Origin of the sequence: Microbacterium sp. MYb45 (genome assembly GCF_002979655.1) — a bacterium.
In the GTDB taxonomy this organism is placed as follows: Bacteria; Actinomycetota; Actinomycetes; order Actinomycetales; family Microbacteriaceae; genus Microbacterium.
The window spans coordinates 1-21,337 of record NZ_PCPG01000015.1; the positions used below are offsets into that span (position 1 = coordinate 1).

At 65.4% G+C, this 21,337-nt stretch carries 19 protein-coding genes; 9 read left to right on the forward strand and 10 right to left on the reverse strand.

What is annotated here, in order from left to right:
- Window positions 1-49: 49 nt before the first annotated feature.
- Together CQ034_RS16815 and CQ034_RS16820 are read right to left on the reverse strand one after the other, a co-directional pair.
- Window positions 50-739: a response regulator transcription factor gene (locus tag CQ034_RS16815; protein ID WP_105711972.1), complete on the reverse strand. Its 690-nt coding sequence runs from the start codon at window positions 737-739 to the stop codon at window positions 50-52.
- Window positions 727-1,995: a histidine kinase gene (locus CQ034_RS16820; protein WP_029264199.1), complete on the reverse strand. Its 1,269-nt coding sequence runs from the start codon at window positions 1,993-1,995 to the stop codon at window positions 727-729. Before CQ034_RS16820 ends, CQ034_RS16815 begins: the two co-directional genes overlap by 13 nt.
- A 132-nt stretch (window positions 1,996-2,127) precedes the next feature.
- Between CQ034_RS16820 and CQ034_RS16825 the strand changes: the two genes are divergently transcribed.
- Window positions 2,128-2,838 carry a VIT family protein gene (locus tag CQ034_RS16825; protein ID WP_105711973.1) on the forward strand — a complete coding sequence of 237 codons (711 nt, stop codon included), beginning with the start codon at window positions 2,128-2,130 and terminating at the stop codon, window positions 2,836-2,838.
- Between the two features lie 72 nt (window positions 2,839-2,910).
- On the opposite strand, the gene CQ034_RS16830 is transcribed toward CQ034_RS16825, so the two are convergent.
- The 8 genes from CQ034_RS16830 to dnaA form a co-directional block, all read right to left on the reverse strand.
- A complete protein-coding gene (locus CQ034_RS16830) occupies window positions 2,911-3,315 on the reverse strand; it encodes a DUF3566 domain-containing protein (RefSeq protein WP_029264201.1) in 405 nt (134 codons plus the stop codon).
- A complete protein-coding gene (gyrA, locus tag CQ034_RS16835) occupies window positions 3,312-5,867 on the reverse strand; it encodes a DNA gyrase subunit A (RefSeq protein WP_029264202.1) in 2,556 nt (851 codons plus the stop codon). Before gyrA ends, CQ034_RS16830 begins: the two co-directional genes overlap by 4 nt.
- 44 nt (window positions 5,868-5,911) lie before the next feature.
- Complete coding sequence (gene gyrB, locus CQ034_RS16840) at window positions 5,912-8,002, reverse strand: DNA topoisomerase (ATP-hydrolyzing) subunit B (protein WP_308737271.1); 2,091 nt, start codon at window positions 8,000-8,002, stop codon at window positions 5,912-5,914.
- Window positions 8,003-8,120: 118 nt separating this feature from the next.
- Complete coding sequence (locus CQ034_RS16845; RefSeq protein WP_029264204.1) at window positions 8,121-8,624, reverse strand: DUF721 domain-containing protein; 504 nt, start codon at window positions 8,622-8,624, stop codon at window positions 8,121-8,123.
- Window positions 8,617-9,810 carry a DNA replication/repair protein RecF gene (gene recF / locus CQ034_RS16850; RefSeq protein ID WP_105711974.1) on the reverse strand — a complete coding sequence of 398 codons (1,194 nt, stop codon included), beginning with the start codon at window positions 9,808-9,810 and terminating at the stop codon, window positions 8,617-8,619. Before recF ends, CQ034_RS16845 begins: the two co-directional genes overlap by 8 nt.
- A 91-nt stretch (window positions 9,811-9,901) precedes the next feature.
- Window positions 9,902-11,482: an amidase family protein gene (locus tag CQ034_RS16855; protein WP_258134251.1), complete on the reverse strand. Its 1,581-nt coding sequence runs from the start codon at window positions 11,480-11,482 to the stop codon at window positions 9,902-9,904.
- Window positions 11,483-11,741: 259 nt separating this feature from the next.
- Window positions 11,742-12,884, reverse strand: coding sequence for a DNA polymerase III subunit beta (gene dnaN / locus CQ034_RS16860; RefSeq protein ID WP_029264206.1), 1,143 nt, complete (start codon window positions 12,882-12,884; stop codon window positions 11,742-11,744).
- Window positions 12,885-13,378: 494 nt separating this feature from the next.
- A complete protein-coding gene (dnaA, locus tag CQ034_RS16865) occupies window positions 13,379-14,770 on the reverse strand; it encodes a chromosomal replication initiator protein DnaA (protein ID WP_029264207.1) in 1,392 nt (463 codons plus the stop codon).
- Between the two features lie 315 nt (window positions 14,771-15,085).
- Between dnaA and rpmH the strand changes: the two genes are divergently transcribed.
- The 8 genes from rpmH (at window position 15,086) to CQ034_RS16905 (ending at window position 21,323) form a co-directional block, all read left to right on the forward strand.
- Window positions 15,086-15,223 (forward strand): 50S ribosomal protein L34, encoded by a 138-nt coding sequence (gene rpmH, locus CQ034_RS16870; protein WP_013584598.1) that lies wholly within the window; start codon window positions 15,086-15,088, stop codon window positions 15,221-15,223.
- A 6-nt stretch (window positions 15,224-15,229) separates the two neighbouring features.
- Window positions 15,230-15,583: a ribonuclease P protein component gene (gene rnpA, locus CQ034_RS16875; RefSeq protein WP_081860056.1), complete on the forward strand. Its 354-nt coding sequence runs from the start codon at window positions 15,230-15,232 to the stop codon at window positions 15,581-15,583.
- The gene (gene yidD, locus CQ034_RS16880) at window positions 15,580-15,930 is read left to right on the forward strand and encodes a membrane protein insertion efficiency factor YidD (protein WP_029264209.1); all 351 of its coding nucleotides are present in this window, start codon (window positions 15,580-15,582) and stop codon (window positions 15,928-15,930) included. The genes rnpA and yidD overlap by 4 nt, the downstream gene beginning before the upstream one ends.
- Window positions 15,931-15,933: 3 nt before the next feature.
- Window positions 15,934-17,004, forward strand: a complete 1,071-nt coding sequence (gene yidC / locus CQ034_RS16885; protein ID WP_029264210.1) for a membrane protein insertase YidC — start codon at window positions 15,934-15,936, stop codon at window positions 17,002-17,004.
- On the forward strand, window positions 17,001-17,492 hold the full coding sequence (locus CQ034_RS16890; protein ID WP_029264211.1) for a R3H domain-containing nucleic acid-binding protein: 492 nt from the start codon (window positions 17,001-17,003) through the stop codon (window positions 17,490-17,492). The genes yidC and CQ034_RS16890 overlap by 4 nt, the downstream gene beginning before the upstream one ends.
- A 36-nt stretch (window positions 17,493-17,528) precedes the next feature.
- On the forward strand, window positions 17,529-18,149 hold the full coding sequence (gene rsmG, locus CQ034_RS16895; protein WP_105711976.1) for a 16S rRNA (guanine(527)-N(7))-methyltransferase RsmG: 621 nt from the start codon (window positions 17,529-17,531) through the stop codon (window positions 18,147-18,149).
- 1,327 nt (window positions 18,150-19,476) lie between these two features.
- Window positions 19,477-20,352, forward strand: coding sequence for a ParA family protein (locus tag CQ034_RS16900; protein WP_231481882.1), 876 nt, complete (start codon window positions 19,477-19,479; stop codon window positions 20,350-20,352).
- Window positions 20,352-21,323: a ParB/RepB/Spo0J family partition protein gene (locus tag CQ034_RS16905; protein WP_105711977.1), complete on the forward strand. Its 972-nt coding sequence runs from the start codon at window positions 20,352-20,354 to the stop codon at window positions 21,321-21,323. Before CQ034_RS16900 ends, CQ034_RS16905 begins: the two co-directional genes overlap by 1 nt.
- The last annotated feature ends 14 nt before the right edge of the window (window positions 21,324-21,337 follow it).

A 21,337-nucleotide genomic window follows, 5' to 3' on the forward strand; every position in this document is an offset into this window, starting at 1 on the left:
GGCGGGGTGAGCGGGGTGTGCTCGCCCGGGGCGCCGTTGTTGTCGGTGGTCATCGTGCCACTCCTGTCTGGCCGGTCGGCGGCGTCGGGCCACCGGTGTTCTCGATGTGGGCGAGGGCGGCGAGCACGCGGCGGTTGCCCGACTCATCCTGCTCGAAGCCCAGCTTCTGGAAGATGGCGGTGATGTGCTTCTCGACACTCGCCTCGGAGAGGAAGAGGAGACCGGCGATCGCCTGGTTCGACTTCCCCTCCGCGATCAGCGCGAGCACGGTGCGCTCCCGTTCCGTGAGACGCATCATCCTGTCGTCACGGTTGCGCCGCGTGAGCAGCTGCGCCACCACTTCGGGGTCGAGCACCGTGGCACCCTCGGAGATGCGCTGCACCGAGGCGAGGAACTCCGAGACGTCGGCGACGCGATCCTTGAGCAGGTATCCGAGCGGACCACCCTGCGCCGCGATCAGGTCGGAGGCGTAGCGCTCCTCGACGTACTGCGAGAGCACGAGGATGGCGAGCGACGGATGCGTCGACCGGAGTCCGAGCGCCGCGCGGATCCCCTCGTCGGTGAACGTCGGGGGAAGCCGGACGTCCAGGATGCACAGGTCGGGTGCCGTGGTGGCGACGGCCTGGTCGAGGCCCTCGATGTCGGGGAGAGCGGCGACCACCTCGTGGCCGGCGTCTTCGAGCAGACGGACCAGTCCTTCGCGGAGGAGGACGGAGTCCTCGCAGATCAGGATGCGCACGGTACGTTCACCTCCAGGCTGGTCGGTCCGCCCTGCGGACTGTCGAGGCGGAACGTCCCGCCGGCGGCGAGGATACGGTTCGCGATGCCGTCGAGGCCGCCACCCGGCTGCACCTGCGCGCCGCCGATGCCGTTGTCCTCGACCCGCGCCCAGAGCGTGTTCCCCTCGCGGAGCCGCACGATGACTCGGGCTTCACTGGCCCGCGAGTGCTTCGCGGCGTTGGTAAGTGATTCCGCGATCGAGAAGTACACGGCGGCCTCGGCCTCGCGACTGCATCGTCCGTCCATGCGCACATCGAGGTGCACGGGGATGTGCGATCGGCTGGCGAGGGCCGACAGCGCGGCGTCGAGGCCGCGGTCGTCGAGCACGGACGCGTGGATGCCGCGGGCGAGCTGCCGCAGCTCCGTGATGGCCGCCTTGGTCGAGGTGTGCGCCTCGTTGATGAGTTCCTTGGCAGTGTCCGGATCGCTGTCGATCTTCTGCTGAGCGAGGCCGAGCGTCATACCGACGGAGACGAGCCGCGGCTGGACGCCGTCGTGCAGGTCGCGCTCGATGCGTGTGCGCTCCAGATCGGCGGCGCGGACCGCTCCTTCCCGCTGGGCGGTCGAGGTGCGGACGCGTTCGGTGAGCTCCGTCTCCTTGCTGCGGACGACGATCGCCAGTGACAGCGTGCGGTGCAGCAGCGCCAGGCCGATCATCCCGACCACGGAGGCCGCGATGCCGAGGATACCGACCAGCGGTGCCCAGGCGACGGGGATGCCTCCGCCGCCGAACGGTCCCATGACCGCGTCCGCCGCGGTGAGCGGGGCGAAGGAGATGATGATCGACCACACCAGGCTCCAGGCGAGCCGCAGCACGATGAAACCGAGCACGGCCGAGATGGCGAAGTTCGCGACCGCTCGCCACATGCGGGGGTCGATCGCCTGGCGCCCGAGGGAGCGCAGCCAGCCGACGAACCCGGGGCGGTCGCGCTGCTGCAGTCGCAACGGGGTGATCGGGGTGCGGTAGAGGGCACCGACACGGGCGACCTCGAACCACCCGAGTCCGTACAGGGCGTACACGAGCCCGACGAGGAGCACGAGGCCGATGCCGGCGGCGAAGAGCAGACCGAGGCCGGTGCCGAGGAGTCCGCCGAGCATGCCGAAGATGGCGCCGCCGAGCGCGCCGACGCCTGCGAGGTGCAGGATCGTGAGGAAGATGCGCAACGGCGGCTTCACCGCCGTGGCGGGAGCCGGGGTCGCAGTCTGAGTGGTCATGGTTCCAAGGTACGGCGGGGCAGACACGCATGACACCGAGTCAGCCGGACGCTCCGCTTCGGGTTTTCCATAACCCGTCGTGGGTGCTTTCCGCCCCTATCGAGCGCGATGTCCATCTGCTTCACTGGCTGCATGGCAGCCCACGAAGGTGAACCTCACGGCGCAGGTCTCGGTCAACGACTGAACTGGTTGCGCGCGGGAGTGCTCGGCGCGAACGACGGCATCGTCTCGGTCGCCTCACTGGTCGTGGGCGTGGCGGGCGCGACGACCGACAACGCAGCCCTGCTCACCGCGGGGATCGCCGGACTGATCGGCGGGGCGATCTCGATGGCGCTCGGAGAGTACGTCTCGGTGAGCAGCCAGCGCGACAGTGAACGCGCGCTGATCGCGAAGGAGAGTGAGGAGCTGCGCACCATGCCGGCCGCCGAGCTGGCCGAACTCACCGAGCTCTATCGCGACCGGGGCCTCTCCGAGGAGACCGCACGTCAGGTCGCCGAGGAGCTCACCGCACACGATGCGCTCTCCGCCCACCTGGAGGTCGAGCTGGGCATCGACCAGGACGATCTCGTCAATCCGTGGCACGCGGCGCTCTCTTCGGCGGTCGCCTTCACGCTCGGAGCTCTGCTCCCGCTACTCGCCATCCTGCTGCCGCCGCCCGAGTGGCGTGTTCCGATCACCTTCGTCGCCGTCCTGATCGCCCTCGCGATCACCGGTTCACTATCGGCGCGGATCGGCGGGTCCCCGCCCCTGAGGGCATCTATCCGACTGGTCATCGGTGGAGCGCTCGCTCTCGCCGCGACCTGGCTGATCGGCACGCTCCTCGGCACGACCGGCGTCGTCTGAGCGCCGAGCACACCGGGGGACGACGAAGGGCGGATGCCGCAGCATCCGCCCTTCGGGAATCCGGTTCGAGGATCAGTTCGACATGAACCCGACGAGCAGTCCGCCCGTCACCTTCACCGCGAGGTTGTAGATCCCGGCGACGACGGCGCCGAGCACGGTGAAGACGATCAGGTTCAGGATCGCCACGACCGCGGCGAAAGCCATGACCTGCGGCAGACCGACGACCTCCGAAAGCACGAACTCGTTGCCGGTGATGCCGAGCAGGAATCCCTCAGCGGTCTTCATGATCCCGGTCGCCTGGAGCACCAGGAAGATCAGGAAGAACGCCACCATCGTGACCACGGCGAGAGCGACCGCTCCGAGGAACGAGAGCTTCACGGCCGACCAGAAGTCGACGTAGACCAGACGCAGGCGGACCTGCTTGCCACTGGTCTTGCGTGTCGACTTCTTCGCCAGCTTGTCGGCCACTGTACTCATGCGTCTGTATCCTCGGGGGTCTCTGTCGTCTCAGGTGCCTGGGTCTCGGCATCCTCCGCATCGGCCTCGTCTTCGGCGAGGCCACGCTCGCCATTACGGGCGATGGCGAGGATGCGGTCGGCCTCCGTCGTCCGGGCGAACACCACTCCCATGGTGTCTCGACCCTTGGCGGGGACCTCGGCCACGGCAGAGCGTACCACCTTGCCGCTGGAGAGAACCACCAAGACCTCGTCGTCCTCGGCGACGATCAGACCACCCGCGAGAGTGCCCCGATCGTCGTTCAGCTTGGCGACCTTGATGCCTGTTCCACCGCGTCCCTGGACCCGGTATTCCTCGACCGCGGTGCGCTTCGCGTAGCCGCCGTCCGTGACGATGAACACGAACTTCCCGGGGGCGGCGACCGACGCCGACAGCAGGCAGTCCTCGTCGATCTTGAACTTCATACCCCGCACACCGGCCGTCGCCCGACCCATCGGACGCAGCGCCTCATCGGTCGCCTCGAAGCGCACCGACATGCCTCGACGGCTGATGAGGAGGATGTCGTCCTCGGCGTTCACGAGGAGCGCGCTGACGAGCTCGTCCTCGTCGTTCAGACGGATCGCGATGACGCCGCCTTGACGGTTGGTGTCATACGCCTCGAGGCGGGTCTTCTTGACCAGACCCTCGCGCGTGGCCAACACCAGGTAGTCGGCGACCTCGTAGTCGCGGATGTCGAGCACCTGAGCGATGCTCTCGTCGGGCTGCAGCGCCAGCAGGTTCGCGACGTGCATGCCCTTGGCATCGCGTCCGGCCTCCGGCACCTCATACGTCTTCGCGCGGTAGACGCGACCCTTGTCGGTGAAGAAGAGCAGCCAGTGGTGCGTCGTCGTCACGAAGAAGTGCTCGACGATGTCGTTCGCACGAAGCTGCGCGCCCTTGACCCCCTTGCCGCCACGGTGCTGGGAGCGGTAGTTGTCGCTGCGCGTGCGCTTGATGTAGCCCTCGCGCGTGACGGTGACGACCATCTCCTCCTCGGCGATGAGGTCTTCCATCGAGACGTCGCCGTCGAAGCCGTGCAGGATGTGCGTGCGGCGCTCGTCACCGAAGCGGTCGACGATGCCGGTCAGCTCTTCACGGATGATCGTGCGCTGACGGCCCTCGTCGGCGAGGATCGACTTGTAGTCGGTGATCTGTGCTTCGAGCTCGTTCGCCTGGTCGATGATCTTCTGACGCTCGAGTGCAGCCAGACGGCGCAGCTGCATCTGCAGGATCGCGTCGGCCTGGATCTCGTCGATGTCGAGGAGCTCCTGGAGTCCCTCATTCGCATCGGCCGTGGTCTGCGACCGACGGATGAGCGCGATGACCTCGTCGAGCGCGTCGAGCGCCTTCAGGTATCCGCGCAGGATGTGCATGCGCTTCTCGGCCTCGCGCAGACGGAACTCCGTGCGCCGGACGATCACCTCGATCTGGTGCGTGATCCAGTGCGTGATGAAACCGTCGATCGCGAGCGTGCGCGGCACGCCGTCGACGATCGCGAGCATGTTCGCGCCGAAGTTCTCCTGCAGCTGCGTGTGCTTGTACAGGTTGTTCAGCACGACCTTCGCGACCGCGTCGCGCTTGAGCACGACGACCAGGCGCTGACCCGTACGGTCGGAGGACTCGTCGCGGATGTCGGCGATGCCGGTGATCTTGCCGTCGCGGGCGAGGTCGCCGATCTTCACCGCGACGTTGTCGGGGTTGACCTGGTAGGGCAGCTCGGTGATGACGAGGCAGGTGCGGCCCTGGATCTCTTCGACGTTGACGACGGCGCGCATCGTGATTGAGCCGCGGCCCGTGCGGTACGCCTCGTGGACGCCCTTGGTGCCGAGGATCTGCGCGCCGGTCGGGAAGTCCGGACCGGGGATGCGCTGGATCAGGCCGTCGAGCAGCTCCTCGCGGGAGATGCCGGGGTTGTCGAGTGCCCACAGCGCCGCGGCCGATACCTCGCGCAGGTTGTGCGGCGGGATGTTCGTGGCCATGCCGACCGCGATACCGACCGAGCCGTTGACGAGCAGGTTCGGGAAGCGGGCCGGCAGAACCGTCGGCTCCTGAGTCTGACCGTCGTAGTTGTCGGTGAAGTCGACCGTGTCCTCTTCGATGTCGCGCACCATCTCGAGCGCGAGCGGGGCCATCTTGGTCTCGGTGTATCGAGGAGCCGCGGCGCCCATGTTGCCGGGAGAGCCGAAGTTGCCCTGGCCGAGAGCCAGCGGATACCGCAGAGACCACGGCTGCACCAGACGCACGAGGGCGTCGTAGATCGCCGAGTCGCCGTGCGGGTGGTACTGGCCCATGACCTCGCCCACCACACGGGCGCACTTCGAGAACGACTTGTCGGGGCGGAAGCCGCCGTCGTACATGCCGTAGATCACACGGCGGTGAACCGGCTTGAGGCCGTCGCGCACGTCGGGGAGGGCACGCCCGACGATGACCGCCATGGCGTAGTCGAGGTAGCTGCGCTGCATCTCGAACTGGAGGTCGACCTGGTCGATCTTGCCGTGGTCGTGTTCCGGCTCGGTGCGTTCTTCGTCAGTCATCAATCAATCTCTCTGTCACACATCTGGTCTGAGCCCGCGGGGCGTCAGATGTCGAGGAAGCGGACGTCCTTGGCGTTGCGCTGGATGAAGCTGCGTCGGGACTCGACGTCTTCACCCATCAGCACGCTGAAGATCTCGTCGGCGGCGGCGGCATCCTCGATGGTGATCTGCTGCAGGGTGCGCGTGGTGTGATCCATCGTCGTCTCCCACAGCTCCTTCGGGTTCATCTCACCGAGACCCTTGTAGCGCTGGATGCCGGCGTCCTTCGGGATCCGCTTGCCGTTGTCGAGGCCGTGCTTGAGCAGAGCGTCGCGTTCGGCATCGCTGAACACGTACTCGTGCGGGGAGTTCGACCACTTCAGTCGGTACAGCGGCGGCATCGCGAGATACACGAAGCCGGCCTCGATGAGTCCGCGCATGTAGCGGAACAGCAGCGTGAGCAGCAGCGTGGTGATGTGCTGGCCGTCGACGTCGGCATCGGCCATCAACACGATCTTGTGATAGCGCGCCTTCTCGATGTCGAACTCTTCGCCGATGCCCGTGCCGAAGGCCTGGATCATCGCCTGGACTTCCTTGTTGCCCAGGGCCTTGTCGAGACGCGCGCGCTCGACGTTGAGGATCTTGCCGCGGAGCGCCAGGATCGCCTGGGTGTGCGGGTCGCGACCCTGCACGGCGGAACCACCGGCCGAGTCACCCTCGACGAGGAAGATCTCGCTGATCGACGGATCCTTGCTCGTGCAGTCCTTGAGCTTGTCCGGCATGGCCGCCGACTCGAAGACGCTCTTGCGACGTGCGGTCTCGCGGGCCTTGCGGGCGGCGAGGCGAGCGGTCGCCGCGTCGAGAGCCTTGCGGATGATGTTCTTGGCCTGGACCGGGTTGCGTTCGAACCAGTCTCCGAGCTGATCGCCGACGACCTTCTGCACGAAAGCCTTCGCCTCGGTGTTGCCGAGCTTGGTCTTGGTCTGACCCTCGAACTGCGGCTCGCCCAGCTTGATCGAGATGACCGCCGTGAGTCCCTCGCGCACGTCGTCGCCGGAGAGGTTGTCGTCCTTCTCCTTGAGGATGTTGTTCGCACGGGCGTACTTGTTCACCAGGGTCGTGAGCGCCGCGCGGAAGCCTTCCTCGTGCGTTCCGCCCTCGTGGGTGTTGATCGTGTTGGCGTAGGTGAAGACGTTCTCGGTGTAGGAGGTGGTCCACTGCATGGCGACCTCGAGGGAGATCTTTCGCTGCGTGTCCTCCGACTCGAACGCGATGATCTCGTCGTTCACGACCTCGGCATGGCGCACCTTGTTGAGGTACTCGACGTAGTCGACGAGTCCGCGCTCGTAGAAGAAGACATCGCCGGGCTGCTTCGTGATCGTCGCGCCCTCTTCCTCCACCTCATAGGCCGAGGACTCGCGCTCGTCGCGCAGATCGATGCGCAATCCCTTGTTGAGGAACGCCATCTGCTGGAACCGCGTGCGCAGTGTGTCGTAGTCGAAGTCGATCGATTCGGTGAAGATCGACGCGTCCGGCCAGAACGTGATGCTGGTACCGGTCTCGTCGGTCGCCTCGCCCTTCTCGAGCTTCTGCTGCGGGATGCCGCCGTCGGCGAAGGAGTGGCGCCAGACGAAGCCCTTCTGCTTGACCTCGACGTCGAAGCGGGTCGACAGCGCGTTCACGACCGAGGATCCGACACCGTGCAGACCACCGGAGACGGCGTAGGCGCCGCCGCCGAACTTTCCACCGGCGTGCAGGATCGTCAACACGACCTCGACCGTCGACTTGTTCGGGTCGGAGGAGTGCGGGTCGACCGGGATGCCACGACCGTTGTCGACCACGCGCACGCCACCGTCGGCCAGCATCGTCACCGAGATCGTGTCGGCGTATCCGGCGAGTGCTTCATCGACCGAGTTGTCGACGATCTCGTAGACCAAGTGGTGCAGACCGCGCGGACCCGTGGACCCGATGTACATGCCGGGTCGCTTGCGCACCGCCTCGAGGCCTTCGAGGATCTGGATCGAGTCGGCTCCGTACTCGCCGGGCTGCTTGATCTTGGGAGAGATCGTGTTGCTCGTGGTCTCGGAGCCGTCGATGGGGTCGGAGGTTCCCCCGGTGTTCGATTCCGTCTCGTCAGCAGGGGATTCAGGCGTCATCAGAGGGCATTCTCCACATCGATATCACGAACTCCCATTCTAGCGGGGTTTCGTCGGGAAATGCCGCTCAACGGCCGTGTGTGGCCCTCTGAGCGTTGTGGACCCCATTCGTGGTGTCCTACCCGTAGGTGTCGCGCGGGCCCCGCCCTGGAACGACTCTGGGACCCCATTTCCAGGAGGGGACGTCCGGTCCGATGAAGCGGAGGTTCTCGACACCCGCGTCGGGATAGCGACGGCCGATCTCGGTGAGGATGGTCGCCCGCATGAACTGGAGGTTCTTCGCCCAGGCCGTCGAGTCGCACTTCACGGTGAGCAATCCGCGCTCGAGAGAGACCGGTTCGGAGTGCTTCGCGGTATCGGCGCCCGCCAGATCGGCCCACTGCCGGACCAGGTCCTCACGGGCGAGCGTGATCTGCCAGCCGGAGTCCCGACTCAGCTTGTCGAGCACCGCGCCGAGTGCACCCGGATCCCGACCCGGGGTGAACGGCGCGTTGTCGTCGTCGGTGACGATGCGGCGCTTGCGCTTCCAGCTCTTCGAGCTCGGCTGCAGCCCGCGCAGGCGCAGGTACGTGCCCACCGTCTCCGGCACTTCGACCGGCGGAGTCGACGCGGCGTCAGTCATCCGCAGCCTCCCGCTCGTCGCTGATCGTCCCGGCACTGATCCGCACCACGTGGGCATGCAGCACCTCGGGGATATCCTCCTCCACCGCCGCCGTGACCACCACCTGCTCGTAGCCCGCCGTCAGGGTCGCGAGTCGCTGTCGTCGGTCGGCATCGAGTTCGGCGAAGACATCGTCGAGGATCAGCACCGGATCTCCGGCGGGGGACTCGCTGCGCAACAACTCGGCGGACGCCAGTCGGAGCGCGAGCGCGACCGACCAGGATTCGCCGTGTGAGGCGTAACCCTTCACCGGGAGATCACGCACACGCAGGACCAGGTCGTCACGATGCGGACCTGTGAGTGTGAGACCGCGATCGAGCTCGCTCGACCGCTTGGCTGCCAACGAGGCACGGAAGAGTTCCGCGATGTGCTGCGGATCACTGAGCTTGCCGCTGGCAGGGGATTCCTCCGCGCCCGACGCTCCGTCCTCTCCCTCTTCGGGATCCCCACCGCCGACCGACAGCGCCCACTCCAACTGCGGACGATGATCGGCGCCGGCGATGGCCTCATACGCGTCGGCCACCGGCTGCTGAAGATCCGCAGCCAACCGCTGGCGCACCGTGATGATCTCGGAACCGAGTGCGACGAGCTTGTCATCCCAGACATCGAGCGTGCTCAGACCCTCACCGCGGATGCCGCGGGCTCGCGCCGACTTGAGCAGGGCGTTGCGCTGCTTGAGCACGCGGTCGTAGTCCGCGAGCACGGCCGAGATGCGGGGGATACGCTGAATGAGCAGCTGATCCATGAATCGGCGGCGCGCGGAAGGATCGCCACGCACGATCTGCAGATCTTCCGGGGCGAAGAGCACCACATGCGCGTAGCGCGGAAGCTCGTTCGGCTTCGACGGCGAGCCGTTGATGCGGGCCTTGTTCGACCCCTGCCGATTCACCTGCACCTCGGCGAGAACCCGCCGTTCGCCATGCGAGAGCCGCGCACGGATGACCGCGAACTCCTGGCCGTCGCGCACCATCGGCGCATCCGACGACACCCGGTGCGAACCGAGGGTCGCGAGGAAGACCACCGCCTCGGCGAGATTCGTCTTGCCCTGCCCGTTTCGACCGACAAGCACGTTCGGGCCGGGGTGGAGCGCGAGTTCAGCGGTCGCGTAATTGCGGAAGTCGACCAAGCTCAGGTGTTCCACGATCACGCTGTCAGCCTACCTTCGGGCTCTGACATCTCCCTCCGGCGGATTCGAGCCGGCGGCCGCTCGAGTCCGTCGAGCAGCCGCCGGCCGTTGATCACGGAAGCGGTCCGTAGAGCGACGGCGAGGTGCGGGCGCCCGTGGTCTTCTCGAACGCATACGCGAGCCCCAGCAAGGTGCCCTCGTCGAAGTCCCGTCCGAGAAACTCCAGGTTCACGCCGCTGCCGGGAACAGACTCACCCTCGATCGTCCGACCCATCGGAACGGTCACGGACGGCATCCCGGTGTTCGGGCTCAATCTCATGTTCGTCCCCTGGGTCCCATATGCGTTCGTGCTCGGATAGACGATCGCGTCGAGATCGAGATCCTCCATCATCTGGGTCACGAGGGTCTTGCCCGCCGCGATCTGCACCGTGTGCGAGCCGGTGTCGCCGGCCCACGCCTCGTACGTCGCGTCGGTGACGGCGTTGCGTGCCTCGTAGATCGATCGCCGAGACGTCACGAAGCTGTTCGTCGCGAGGATGTCCGTGAGCGTCCGTGCCTCGACCTCGGGACCGAGATGGGTGGCGATGTACTCGTCGAGGTCGTGTCGGAACTCGTTCGTCGATCCGGATCCCTCGTTGAGCACGGCGGCGAAACCTGCCGGCGGCGTCACGGGCACGATGGTCGCGCCCTGGGCGGTCAGCGCCGCAGTCGCCTCCGAGAAGAGGCGGACGGTGCCGGAATTGGTCCCGACCATCGAGGGGATGAAGGCGATGCGCGCACCCTGCAGCGCATCCGGGTCGAGGAACGAGGTGTACGAATCGGGGACCAGTCCCTGCTGCCGTGCGGTGACAGGATCGGCTTCGTCGACTCCGACCACCGCGTCGAGTGCGATGGCCGCGTCGATGACCGATCGGGCCATCGGTCCGCCCGTGTCCTGCGAAAGCGCCAGCGGGATGATGCCGTCACGGCTCGCCAAACCGACGGTGGGACGAACTCCGACGAGCTGGTTGTACGACGACGGGACCCTGATCGATCCGCCGGTGTCGGTGCCGAAGCCGAGCGCGGCGAAATTGGCCGCGACGGCGGCGCCCGTCCCTCCGCTGGACCCGCCGGCCGTCTTCGTGGTGTCGTACGGGCTCGCCACGAGAGATGTCGAACCCGGTTCCTGGAACGACGAGAACTCGGAGACGAACCCGTAGGCGAACTCGTCGAGGCTCGCCTTCGCCATGATCACGGCACCGTCGCTGCGGAGACCGCTGACCATCGAGGCGTCGTTGGTCGTCTGGTTCTCGTTCCAGCACGCGCATCCACCGGTCGTCACCATGTCGACCGTGCCGTAGTTGTCCTTCAGCGCGATCGGAACACCCAGCAACATGCTCGTCATACCCTGGGACGCACGGATCTCATCGGCCTCCGCTGCCGTATCGAGCGCCTTCGGGTTCACCGTGATGATCGAGTTGAGCGGACGACTTCCGCCCGGTACGACGGCACGGTCGTATGCCTCGATCCGATCGAGGTACTCCTGCGTGATGCTCTGCGAACTCGCGACTCCCGCATTCATGGCTGACTGCATGTCGATCACCGTCGCTTCGACGAGCTCGAAGGGCCCGTCGTCGTAGATGATGCGCTGCGACAGATCTGCGAGATCGAGAATCGTGAGCTCACCGTCGGCATCGGTATCCAGGATGGACACGCTCGACCAGTCTGGCGAGGCTGTCGTCAGACCGAGCGAATCCCCTGCGATCTCCAGGTCTTCAGCCGTGAGCACGCAGGCGTCGGAAACGGGTGGGAGCTTTTGGTGGCATGCGGAGCGTCTTTCGTCTGAAGAGACGAGCGCGGCCGCACGGCTATGCGGAGCAGCCGTGCTCTGGGGCACTGCTGACTCTCGCAGCCTGGTGTTTCGTGTTCCGAGCGTTGCTGTTTCCGACAGGTAACGGTCGAAAACCTCAGGATCAGCGCAGGAGGAGGTTCGGCTGAAGAAGGTACTTGAACGAATCGAGACCGGCCTGATCGACCGAAGTCTGGCTCGTGATGAGCACCGGGCTGAGCTTGTTGGCGTTGTCGCTCGACGTGAAGGTCACGCGGACGAACTCGCTCTTCACCGCACCGAGAGCCTCGATCAGATACTGCGGGTTCAGGCCGAGCGTGACTTCGTCGCCGCCCGAGAGAATCGCGTCGACGGACTCGGAAGCCCTGGCGTGCTCGCTGCCCGAAGCATCCATCGTCACACTGTCGTTCGAGAACGTGAAGCGAAGCGGCGCGGCACGGTCGAGCACGAGCGACACACGCCGGACGGCCTCGACGAGATCAGCGGTGTTCACGACCGCGTAGTGGTCGGTCTGCTCGGGGAAGAGGCGGCGGACCGGCGGGAAGTTGCCTTTGATCAGCAGCGATGTGACCGTCTTGTTGCCGGCGGTGAACGCGATGATCTCGCGGTCCCCTGCTCCGGAGAAAGCGATCTGGATGGTGCCGGCGTGGCCGAAGGTCTTTCCGACCTCGAGCAGCGTACGCGCCGGAACCAGTGCGGTCGCCTCGACGGATTCCCCGTCCCACGGAACGTCACGGAGAGAGACCCGGTAACGGTCGGTCGCGACGAGGCTGAGGCTGTGACCCGACACCTCGAGCTGCACGCCGGTCAGCACCGGGGTCACGTCGTCGCGGGAAGCCGCGAATCCGACCTGCGAGATCGCCGTACCGAAGTCATCGGCAGGAACGACACCCGAAGACCCGCTCACCTCGGGGATCGACGGGTATTCCTCGACGGGCATGGCCGCGAGGGTGAACCGGGCGGAGCCGCAGGTGACGGTGATGCCACCGTCTTCTTCGACAGCGATCTCGATCGGAGCGTTCGGAAGCCGGCTGGCGATGTCGGAGAGAAGTCGACCGTGCACGAGGATCGTGCCCGGGGTCTCGACGGTGGCTTCGATCGTCGTCCGTGCGGAGGCCTCGTAGTCGAAAGCCGAAAGTGTGAGTCCGGAACCGTCCGCCTCGATCAGCACACCGGCCAGGATCGGCTGCGGGTTGCGCTGCGGCAGAAGCTTGACGACGAACGAGACAGCCTCGCTGAAGACATCGCGGTTGACCTGAAACCTCACTGGTGCTCCCTTGTCGTCGAACTGTGACGCGTTGTCGTCGGCCCTGCCGGTGCAGGGCTTCCCATGCTAGCCCCCTGTTCGCCCGGATCCCTACGCCGGAGTTCTTGTCGTTCGTTCGACGGTTCTCCCCACCGTCTGGTGATGGGATCGCGCCTTGAAAGACTTAACTCCTTAACGGTGTTAACAGCTGTGGATACTGTGGATAACTCGGTGGATAGCAAGAGCGAGTAAGGAACTACACGCTTGTCAGTTGTGGAATCCCTGAGGAATCCGCGGGCTGGGGCCGACTACGGGTGCGGAGGCTCCCCCATAGTTATCCACAGGTTTGATCGATTGACCCACATTCGTCCCGATCAGACTGACAGTCATCCACAAGTTATCCACATGTGCATAGAGGCATCTATCCGGCGCCGGGAATGCCTGTCAGGACGCGAAAAGGGGGACCCAGCACCCCTTCGGATGCCGAGTCCCCCTCATACCCGCGTGTCGCGGCGTCAGCGACGCCCGAGCTGCGTGGTGATCTCGGTGACCTGGTTGTAGATCGAACGTCGCTCCTTCATGAGCTCGCTGATCTTCTTGTACGCGTACATGACGGTCGTGTGGTCACGGTTGCCGAAGAGCTGACCGATCTTCGGGAGGGACAGGCTGGTGCGCTCCCGACAGAGGTACATGGCGATCTGTCGGGCGGTGGCGATCTGCTGCGATCTGCTGGAACCGTAGAGGTCGTCGACCGTGAGCTTGAAGTACTGCGCCGTGGCCGTGATGATGTCCGTCGGCGAGATGATGTTGTCCTCGGCCGTGTCGATGATGTCGCGGAGCACGGTCTGGGCCAGCGAGATGTCGAGTGCCGATCGATTCAGGCTGGCGAAGGCGGACACCCGGATGAGGGCTCCTTCGAGCTCACGGATGTTCGAGGAGACCACGGTCGCGATGTACTCGAGGACCTCGTCGGGGATGTGCAGCGCCTCGCTCTGCGCCTTCTTCCGGAGGATCGCGATGCGTGTCTCCAGGTCGGGAGCCTGCACGTCGGTGATCAGACCCCATTCGAAGCGGCTCCGCATCCGATCCTCGAAGCCGGTGAGATGCTTCGGGGCGACGTCGCTGGTGATGACGACCTGCTTGTTGTGATCGTGCAGCGTGTTGAAGGTGTGGAAGAAGGCTTCCTGCGTCTCGGCCCGCCCCTGCAGGAACTGGATGTCGTCGATCAGGAGGATGTCGACGTCGCGGTACCTGGCCTGGAACGCGGCGCCACGGTTGTTCGCGATCGAGTTGATGAAGTCGTTGGTGAACTCCTCACTCGAGACGTAGCGAACCTTGACCCCGGCGTAGAGGGACTGCGCGTAGTCACCGATCGCGTGGAGGAGGTGCGTCTTCCCGAGGCCGGAGTCGCCGTAGATGAACAGCGGGTTGTAGGCCTTCGCGGGGGCTTCGGCCACGGCGACGGCGGCCGCGTGGGCGAAGCGGTTCGACTGGCCGATCACGAAGTTGTCGAAGGTGTACTTCGGATTGAGCCGTGATTCGTGGCGCAACTGTGTCGGCTGCTCCATCGGCGACTCCACACGGACCTGCTCGTGTCGCCCGAAATCGCCCACCGCGATCGGCGCCGCCTGCTGCTCGGCCAGCTCGTGATTGACCACGACCCGATATGAGGTCACTTCCTCGCCGATGTGCGAGAGCGCCTCCATGATCGGCAGCCGCAGGCGCTTGTTGATCTGCGCGGCGGTGAGATCGTTCGGCACCTCGAGGTAGAGCGTCGCGGACATGACGCCGGCCGGGACGGCCAGACTCAGAAATCCCTGCAGCTGGGGAGTGACACGATCGTCATCGACCAGAAGCTCCTGCACCGTGGTCCAGATGGGGACGTCGGGCTGGGCAGGTGATGACATGACGCTCCGGACGAGGAATCGAGGCGGGGTCGACGTGCTGTGCCCCTGTGGATAACTTAGGATGCCACGGTAGTCACCGCGGCTGTGAACGGCAACCTGCCCTTGAAAATACGCGCGCGTGTTGTGCTCGCCGGGCGAGCCCCGGTTGTGGATAATGGCTGTGCGGTTCGTGCCGGTGGTCGACCACGGAAGCGCGCAGATTTGCTCTGCGCGCCGGTAAGACGTACCCTAAGTCGGTTGACTTATGCCTTTTTCGGCAGTTCCCCATGTCTCCGGTCGAAGTGAATCCGGTGGCAGCATTCCCGGAGTGATTCCATGAGCAAGCGCACTTTCCAGCCCAACAACCGTCGTCGCGCCAAGAAGCACGGCTTCCGTGCCCGCATGCGTACGCGTGCCGGCCGCGGCATCCTCGCTGCCCGCCGTGCGAAGGGCCGCACCGAGCTCTCTGCGTAGTCCACTGTGCTCGCCCGCCCGTATCGGCTGACCCGCGGGAGCGACTACCGTCTGGTCGTTCGACGCGGATCCCGTTGTGGCGGGGCGCGCGTCATCACCTCGATGTTGACGACGGGCGAGAGCAGGGCCGCGAGGTTCGGATTCATCATCAGCAAGCAGGTAGGCACCGCTGTAGTGCGCAACACCGTGCGTCGGCGACTCAAAGCCGTGTGCGCGGAAGCGCTGCAACGCGTTCCCGAGGGCACGGATGTCGTCATCCGTGCCCTTCCTGCGTCGGCGACGGCATCCTTCGCGGAACTCCGCGCCGATGTTGATCGGTGTCTGAGCCGACTCGCCCCAACGGTCGCGGTGTCGGCATGACCGCTCTCCCGGCCTCGTCCATCGGGACGGCGCGCATGCAGTCGCAGGATGTGCTTCGCAGCGTTCCCCTGGTGCCGCGCAATCTGGTGCTGGGATTCCTCACCGCCTATCGCAAGGTGATCTCCCCTATGTATGGAGATGTCTGTGCGTACTACCCCAGCTGTTCCGCCTACGCTGTAGGTGCGGTGCAGCAGCACGGCGCGGTGAAGGGGGCGGTGCTCTCGGCATGGCGCATCCTCCGCTGCAATCCCTGGACCAGCGGTGGCGTCGACGACGTCCGTCCGCATGAACACTTCCGCTACGACCTGACTGCACACGGTTTCGTCGTCCCTTCCCGAAAGGACTGATCGGTGGGTCTTGACCTTCTGCTAGCCAGCTCCACTCCCAGCGATGCACCTGCTGCGGGTGGCTTCGATCTGATCGGCACCATCCTCTGGCCGCTGAAGTGGGTCGTCGAACTCATCCTCGTCGCCTGGCACTGGCTGCTGACCACCGTCGGCCTTCCCGCCGCATCTGGTCTCACCTGGGTGTTGTCAATCGTCGGACTCGTCATCGTCGTCCGTGCCGCCCTGATCCCGCTGTTCGTGAAGCAGATCAAGAGCCAGCGAAAGATGATGGAAATCGCTCCTGAACTGCGAAAAGTTCAGGAGAAGTACCGAGGTAAGAAGGATCAGCTCTCTCGCGAGGCCATGAGCCGCGAGACGATGGCCCTGTACAAGAAGCACGGCACGACGCCGATGTCGAGCTGTCTGCCGCTGCTCGTGCAGATGCCGATCTTCTTCTCTCTTTACAGCGTGCTGAGTGACGTCAGCAAGCACGCCAAGGACAGTGTCGGTGGCGTCGGGTTGCTGAGCCCGGAGCTCACCAAGGAGTTCTACGACGCGAAGCTCTTCGGAGTCGCTTCGCTGCACGAGACCCTGGGCAACGCGGTCGACGCGCAGAACACGACCGCGATCGTCATCCTGGTCACGCTCGTCGTCCTCATGATCGCCTCGCAGTTCTTCACGCAACTGCAGATCATCTCGAAGAACCTGTCGCCCGAGGCCAAGACCGGCCAGGCGTACCAGATGCAGAAGATCATGCTCTATGTCCTTCCGCTGGGCTTCATCTTCTCGGGTGTCTTCTTCCCGCTCGGTGTCGTCGTGTACTGGTTCATCTCGAACCTCTGGACCATGGGACAGCAGTTCCTCGTCATCCGTGAGATGCCGACTCCCGGCTCTGAAGCCGCCAAGGCCCGTGAAGAGCGCCTCGCTCGTAAGGGCAAGGCGATCGACTCCTCCGGCAAGGTCGTCCCGATGGCCGCATACGAGGCGGAGCAGCAGCGTCTGCTCGAAGAGGCCGAGAAGGCCAAGGCGGAAGCACCGAAGCGTCAGCAGCCGGTGGGTAAGAAGCGCGCGAAGAAGAAGGGGAGCGGCTCATGACTGAGACCATGACCGAGAACACCGAGCCCACGGTGGCTCAGCTCGAGAACGAAGGCGACGTCGCGGCGGACTACCTCGAGGAACTTCTCGACATCGCCGACATCGACGGAGACCTGAATCTCGACGTCCGTCAGGGCCGCGCCTACGTCTCGATCGAAGCTGAGGGCGACGGGCTGTCCCTGCTCTCCGCCCCCGATACGGTGCAGGCGCTGCAGGAGCTGACCCGTCTGGCCGTGCAGAGCAAGACTGGCTCGTTCTCGCGCCTCATCCTCGACATCGCCGGCTCGCGCGACACGCGCCGTCGCCAGCTCGAGACGCTCGTCGACGCTGCCGCAGCCAAGCTCGATGAGGGTTCGTCCCAGGCCTCGCTGCCCTCGATGTCCAGCTATGAGCGCAAGCTCGTGCATGACATCGCCGCGGAACGGGGGCTCGTCTCCGAGTCGTACGGCGAAGGCGCTGACCGGCACACGGTTCTCCGCCGTCGTTGATGTTTCACGTGAAACATCGATTCTGTGTGAACCTTCATGAGTGAGATCGAGCAGGAACCGCCGATCTCCGCCGAGCTGTTCGGAGATCGCATCGAGATCGCGCGGGCGTTCACAGCAGCGCTCGCACGTGAAGGGGAGGAGCGAGGACTCATCGGTCCTCTAGAGCTTCCTCGCCTGTGGACGCGCCACATCCTCAACAGTGTGATCGCCGCGCCTCTCTTCCGCGGTTCTGTTGCCGACATCGGATCCGGTGCGGGCCTTCCCGGGATCGTGCTCGCCATCGCTCGTCCTGATGTGGAGTGGACGCTCGTCGAACCGATGGAGCGTCGGATCACCTGGCTCAATGAACAGGTCTCGGAACTCGGGCTGACGAACACGACCGTGCTGCGTGCGCGGGCTGAAGACGTGCCCCCCGCAAGTTTCGATGTCGTGACGGCGCGCGCGGTGAGCGCGCTGCGGACTCTCGTCCCGATCACGGCACCGCTGGTGCGCGACGGGGGAGAGCTCATCCTTCTCAAGGGTATGAATGCGGCGAACGAGGTAGAGGCTGCTCAGAAGCAGATCAAGAAGTTCCGTCTCTCTGACGTACGGGTGGAAGTACTGGGAGAGGGCGTGCTGCCGGAGACGACCCGCGTGGTTCGAGCTCGAGTGCGCTGAGCTTCTGCCATCAGATAAGCGGGGTGTTTCACGTGAAACACCCCGCTTCCTCGTATCGGGGTGGTCGCGAAGCATCGATGTTTCACGTGAAACACCGCGATAGCTGTAGCTGGCGAAGCCTTCTCATCTACCGGTGGACACCGCTCGGCCGCCGGATGCCGTGCGGGAGAAACCCGGTGTGCATTCGGCCGCCCGTGGGGACTTCACGCAGTCGACCGTGGTCTTCCCTGCGAGTAGGAAGGAGTTCGCGGCTGAGATGGGGACGGTGCACGGAGTGCTACCCATCGACGCGACGCATACCTGCAGGCCCGGGATCGCCGTGCGCGGTGTTTCACGTGAAACGGGGCGATCCGTCCCGCGGAGGATGATCTCGTCTCCGGTCCCCGTATCCGTATATCGATGGCGGGTATGACGAACGGGGAAGGCGTCGTGATGGCTGCGAAGGCTGCGGTTCCGGGAGGTAGTGCCCTGTGAGGACCGGGGTGGCTCCCGCTGGTCTGGGCGCTGTTCCCCTCGGCCTCGTCTCGAGCGGTCGCGACCCATTCGTCGTGAGCTTCACCGGTGCTGGTCGGAAGGCGGCGCCGGAACGAGCGGTGATGCCGGCGTGCGGACGGTACGTCGGTGAAGTCGGAGGAACGGCCCACGGTGTCGATAGCACGGCGAGTTCAGAGGGACCCCTGCGAGGTGCCGCGGTTCTCCTCTGCCTCAGCGTGGTGCCGGAGGCGGACGTGGGCGATGTTTCACGTGAAACGTCGCTCTGCGGGGCAGTGTGCCCCGACGGAACGGGTGTGGCGTACGACGGTGCGGCCACCCGCTGCGGTTCAGACACCGCAGTGTCGCCGTGCTGGTGCGCGCGGGTGGGGGAGTGGTTGCCGTCGTTGTCGTGCGCGGCGCGCTCGCACAGCTTCGCTCCAGTCTCTGCACCACACATGCCGAGCCCGCTGCCCGGGTGGCTTCTGGCTATCGTCACTCCTTCCGCCGCATCAGTTGCCAGCGCGAGCGGCCGACCACTCCCTCCCAGCCGACCAGATTGCTCGTGAGGGTTGTCGGCCCCCGTGCCCGCCTCATGAGGAAGTGAATCCGTCATCGTTTCACGTGAAACGTCGATCCAGGTGCGTGGTGCGGAGAGCATGGATCCCGTCTCGCCCGGTCGCGGTGACCCTCGGAAGCGAGCTGTGCGGGCTCGCTTCCTGCGGAATCGGCGGCCCGTCGTGGGCTCGCGTAAGCCGGTGTCGCCCGCAGCGATTAGAGTGGAACGCGGCCCCGAAAGGAGTGGATGTTTCACGTGAAACAATCCGAGAAGACATCGACGAACGAATCGTTCGGGATGGATACACCGCTCGCGCGGGAGATTGCCGACCTTTCGGCCCGGAGGCGCGCGCTGGAGGCCGCATCGGTCGAGTTCACCGGCGAGACGCGCGTCCTGACGGTGTCGAACCAGAAGGGCGGCGTGGGGAAGACCACGACGGCCGTGAACATTGCGTCCGCACTCGCGGGCCTGGGGGCGAAGGTCCTGGTCATCGACCTCGACCCGCAGGGCAATGCGTCGACCGCGCTCGGTGTTCCGCACAGCGCCGACATCCCCAGTGTCTACGACGTGCTCATCGAGGAGTTCCCCCTCGCCGATATCGTCCAGCCCAGTCCCGAAGATCCCAATCTCTTCTGCGCGCCCAGCACGATCCACCTTGCAGGGGCGGAGATCGAGCTCGTCGCACAGGTGGCCCGCGAACACCGGTTGCGCCGCGCGCTCGTGGACTACCTCGCCGACAATCCGATGGACTTCGTGATCATCGACTGCCCGCCGTCGCTGGGGCTCCTCACGATTAACGCCTTCACGGCCGCATCCGAGGTTTTCATCCCGATCCAGTGCGAGTACTACGCGCTGGAAGGACTGAGCCAGTTGCTCGGTAGTATCCAGATGATCCAGAAGCATCTGAATCCCGACCTGCATCTCTCCACCATCCTGCTCACGATGTTCGACGGCCGCACCCGCCTCGCCCAGCAGGTCGCTGAAGAGGTGCGCACGCACTTCCCGGATCAGGTGCTGGAGACGGTGATTCCGCGCTCGGTCCGTGTATCTGAAGCGCCGAGCTTCGGACAGACCGTGATCGCCTATGACGGACAATCCGCCGGCGCCATCGCCTACCGCGAGGCCGCTGTCGAGATCGCATCGCGGACAGCGACGCAGAGCAAGGAGAAATGATGGCCAAGCGCACTGGACTGGGTCGGGGTATCGGGGCCCTGATCCCCACGGCTGATCAGGCGGAGCGTCCCGTCGATGTGTTCTTCCCTGGTGCGAGCCTGCGGCCGGCTGCCACGGAGGCGACGGTCGGGCCGGATGCCGAGGCACCCGCGCTGGAAGAGGTGCCGGGGATCCACCTGGTCCAGGTCGACCCGAACGCGATCGTCCCGAACCCGCGCCAGCCGCGGACGCACTTCAACCCGGAAGACCTCGCGGAGCTGGTGCACAGCGTGCGCGAGTTCGGCGTGCTGCAGCCCGTGGTCGTGCGCAAGAACACCGAGGGCGAGTACGAGTTGATCATGGGGGAGCGGCGCACCCGCGCCGCTCGTGAGGCAGGACTCGAGACGATCCCGGCCATCGTCCGCGAGACGGCCGATGAGGATCTCCTCCGCGATGCCCTGCTGGAGAACCTCCACCGGTCCGAGCTCAATCCGCTGGAAGAAGCATCTGCATACCAGCAGCTTCTGGAGGACTTCGGCATCACTCAGGAGGAGCTGGCCACGCGCATCGGCCGCTCACGTCCCCAGATCAGCAACACGATCCGGCTCCTGAAGCTGCCCGTCCCCGTGCAGCAGCGCGTCGCGGCCGGGGTGCTGACCGCTGGTCACGCCCGCGCGATCCTCAGTCTCGAGAATCCCGAATCGATGCAGCGCCTCGCCGACAAGGTCGTGAACGAAGACCTCTCCGTGCGCGCCACGGAAGAGGCTGCGAAGTCGCAGCCGTCGGCCGGCAAGACGACGAAAGCGACGCCCGGAGCACGGCGGGCATACCTCGACGAGGTCGCCGGAAAGCTCGGTGACCGGCTGAACACTCGCGTCAAGATCGCACTCGGTGCACGAAAAGGCCAGGTCACGATCGATTTCGCTTCGATTCAGGATCTCAATCGAATTCTCGAGGAGCTCGGCGAGAGCGGCTACGGCTCCGCCAGGTAACACCCACCGTCGTC

Coding starts and splice junctions, on each gene's coding strand:
- CQ034_RS16820 (WP_029264199.1), bottom strand. CDS start 1,995: ATGACCACTCAGACTGCGACCCCGGCTCCCGCCACGGCGGTGAAGCCG.
- CQ034_RS16825 (WP_105711973.1), top strand. CDS start 2,128: ATGGCAGCCCACGAAGGTGAACCTCACGGCGCAGGTCTCGGTCAACGA.
- CQ034_RS16830 (WP_029264201.1), bottom strand. CDS start 3,315: ATGAGTACAGTGGCCGACAAGCTGGCGAAGAAGTCGACACGCAAGACC.
- gyrA (WP_029264202.1), bottom strand. CDS start 5,867: ATGACTGACGAAGAACGCACCGAGCCGGAACACGACCACGGCAAGATC.
- gyrB (WP_308737271.1), bottom strand. CDS start 8,002: ATGACGCCTGAATCCCCTGCTGACGAGACGGAATCGAACACCGGGGGA.
- CQ034_RS16845 (WP_029264204.1), bottom strand. CDS start 8,624: ATGACTGACGCCGCGTCGACTCCGCCGGTCGAAGTGCCGGAGACGGTG.
- dnaA (WP_029264207.1), bottom strand. CDS start 14,770: ATGTCATCACCTGCCCAGCCCGACGTCCCCATCTGGACCACGGTGCAG.
- rpmH (WP_013584598.1), top strand. CDS start 15,086: ATGAGCAAGCGCACTTTCCAGCCCAACAACCGTCGTCGCGCCAAGAAG.
- yidD (WP_029264209.1), top strand. CDS start 15,580: ATGACCGCTCTCCCGGCCTCGTCCATCGGGACGGCGCGCATGCAGTCG.
- CQ034_RS16890 (WP_029264211.1), top strand. CDS start 17,001: ATGACTGAGACCATGACCGAGAACACCGAGCCCACGGTGGCTCAGCTC.
- rsmG (WP_105711976.1), top strand. CDS start 17,529: ATGAGTGAGATCGAGCAGGAACCGCCGATCTCCGCCGAGCTGTTCGGA.
- CQ034_RS16900 (WP_231481882.1), top strand. CDS start 19,477: ATGGATACACCGCTCGCGCGGGAGATTGCCGACCTTTCGGCCCGGAGG.
- CQ034_RS16905 (WP_105711977.1), top strand. CDS start 20,352: ATGGCCAAGCGCACTGGACTGGGTCGGGGTATCGGGGCCCTGATCCCC.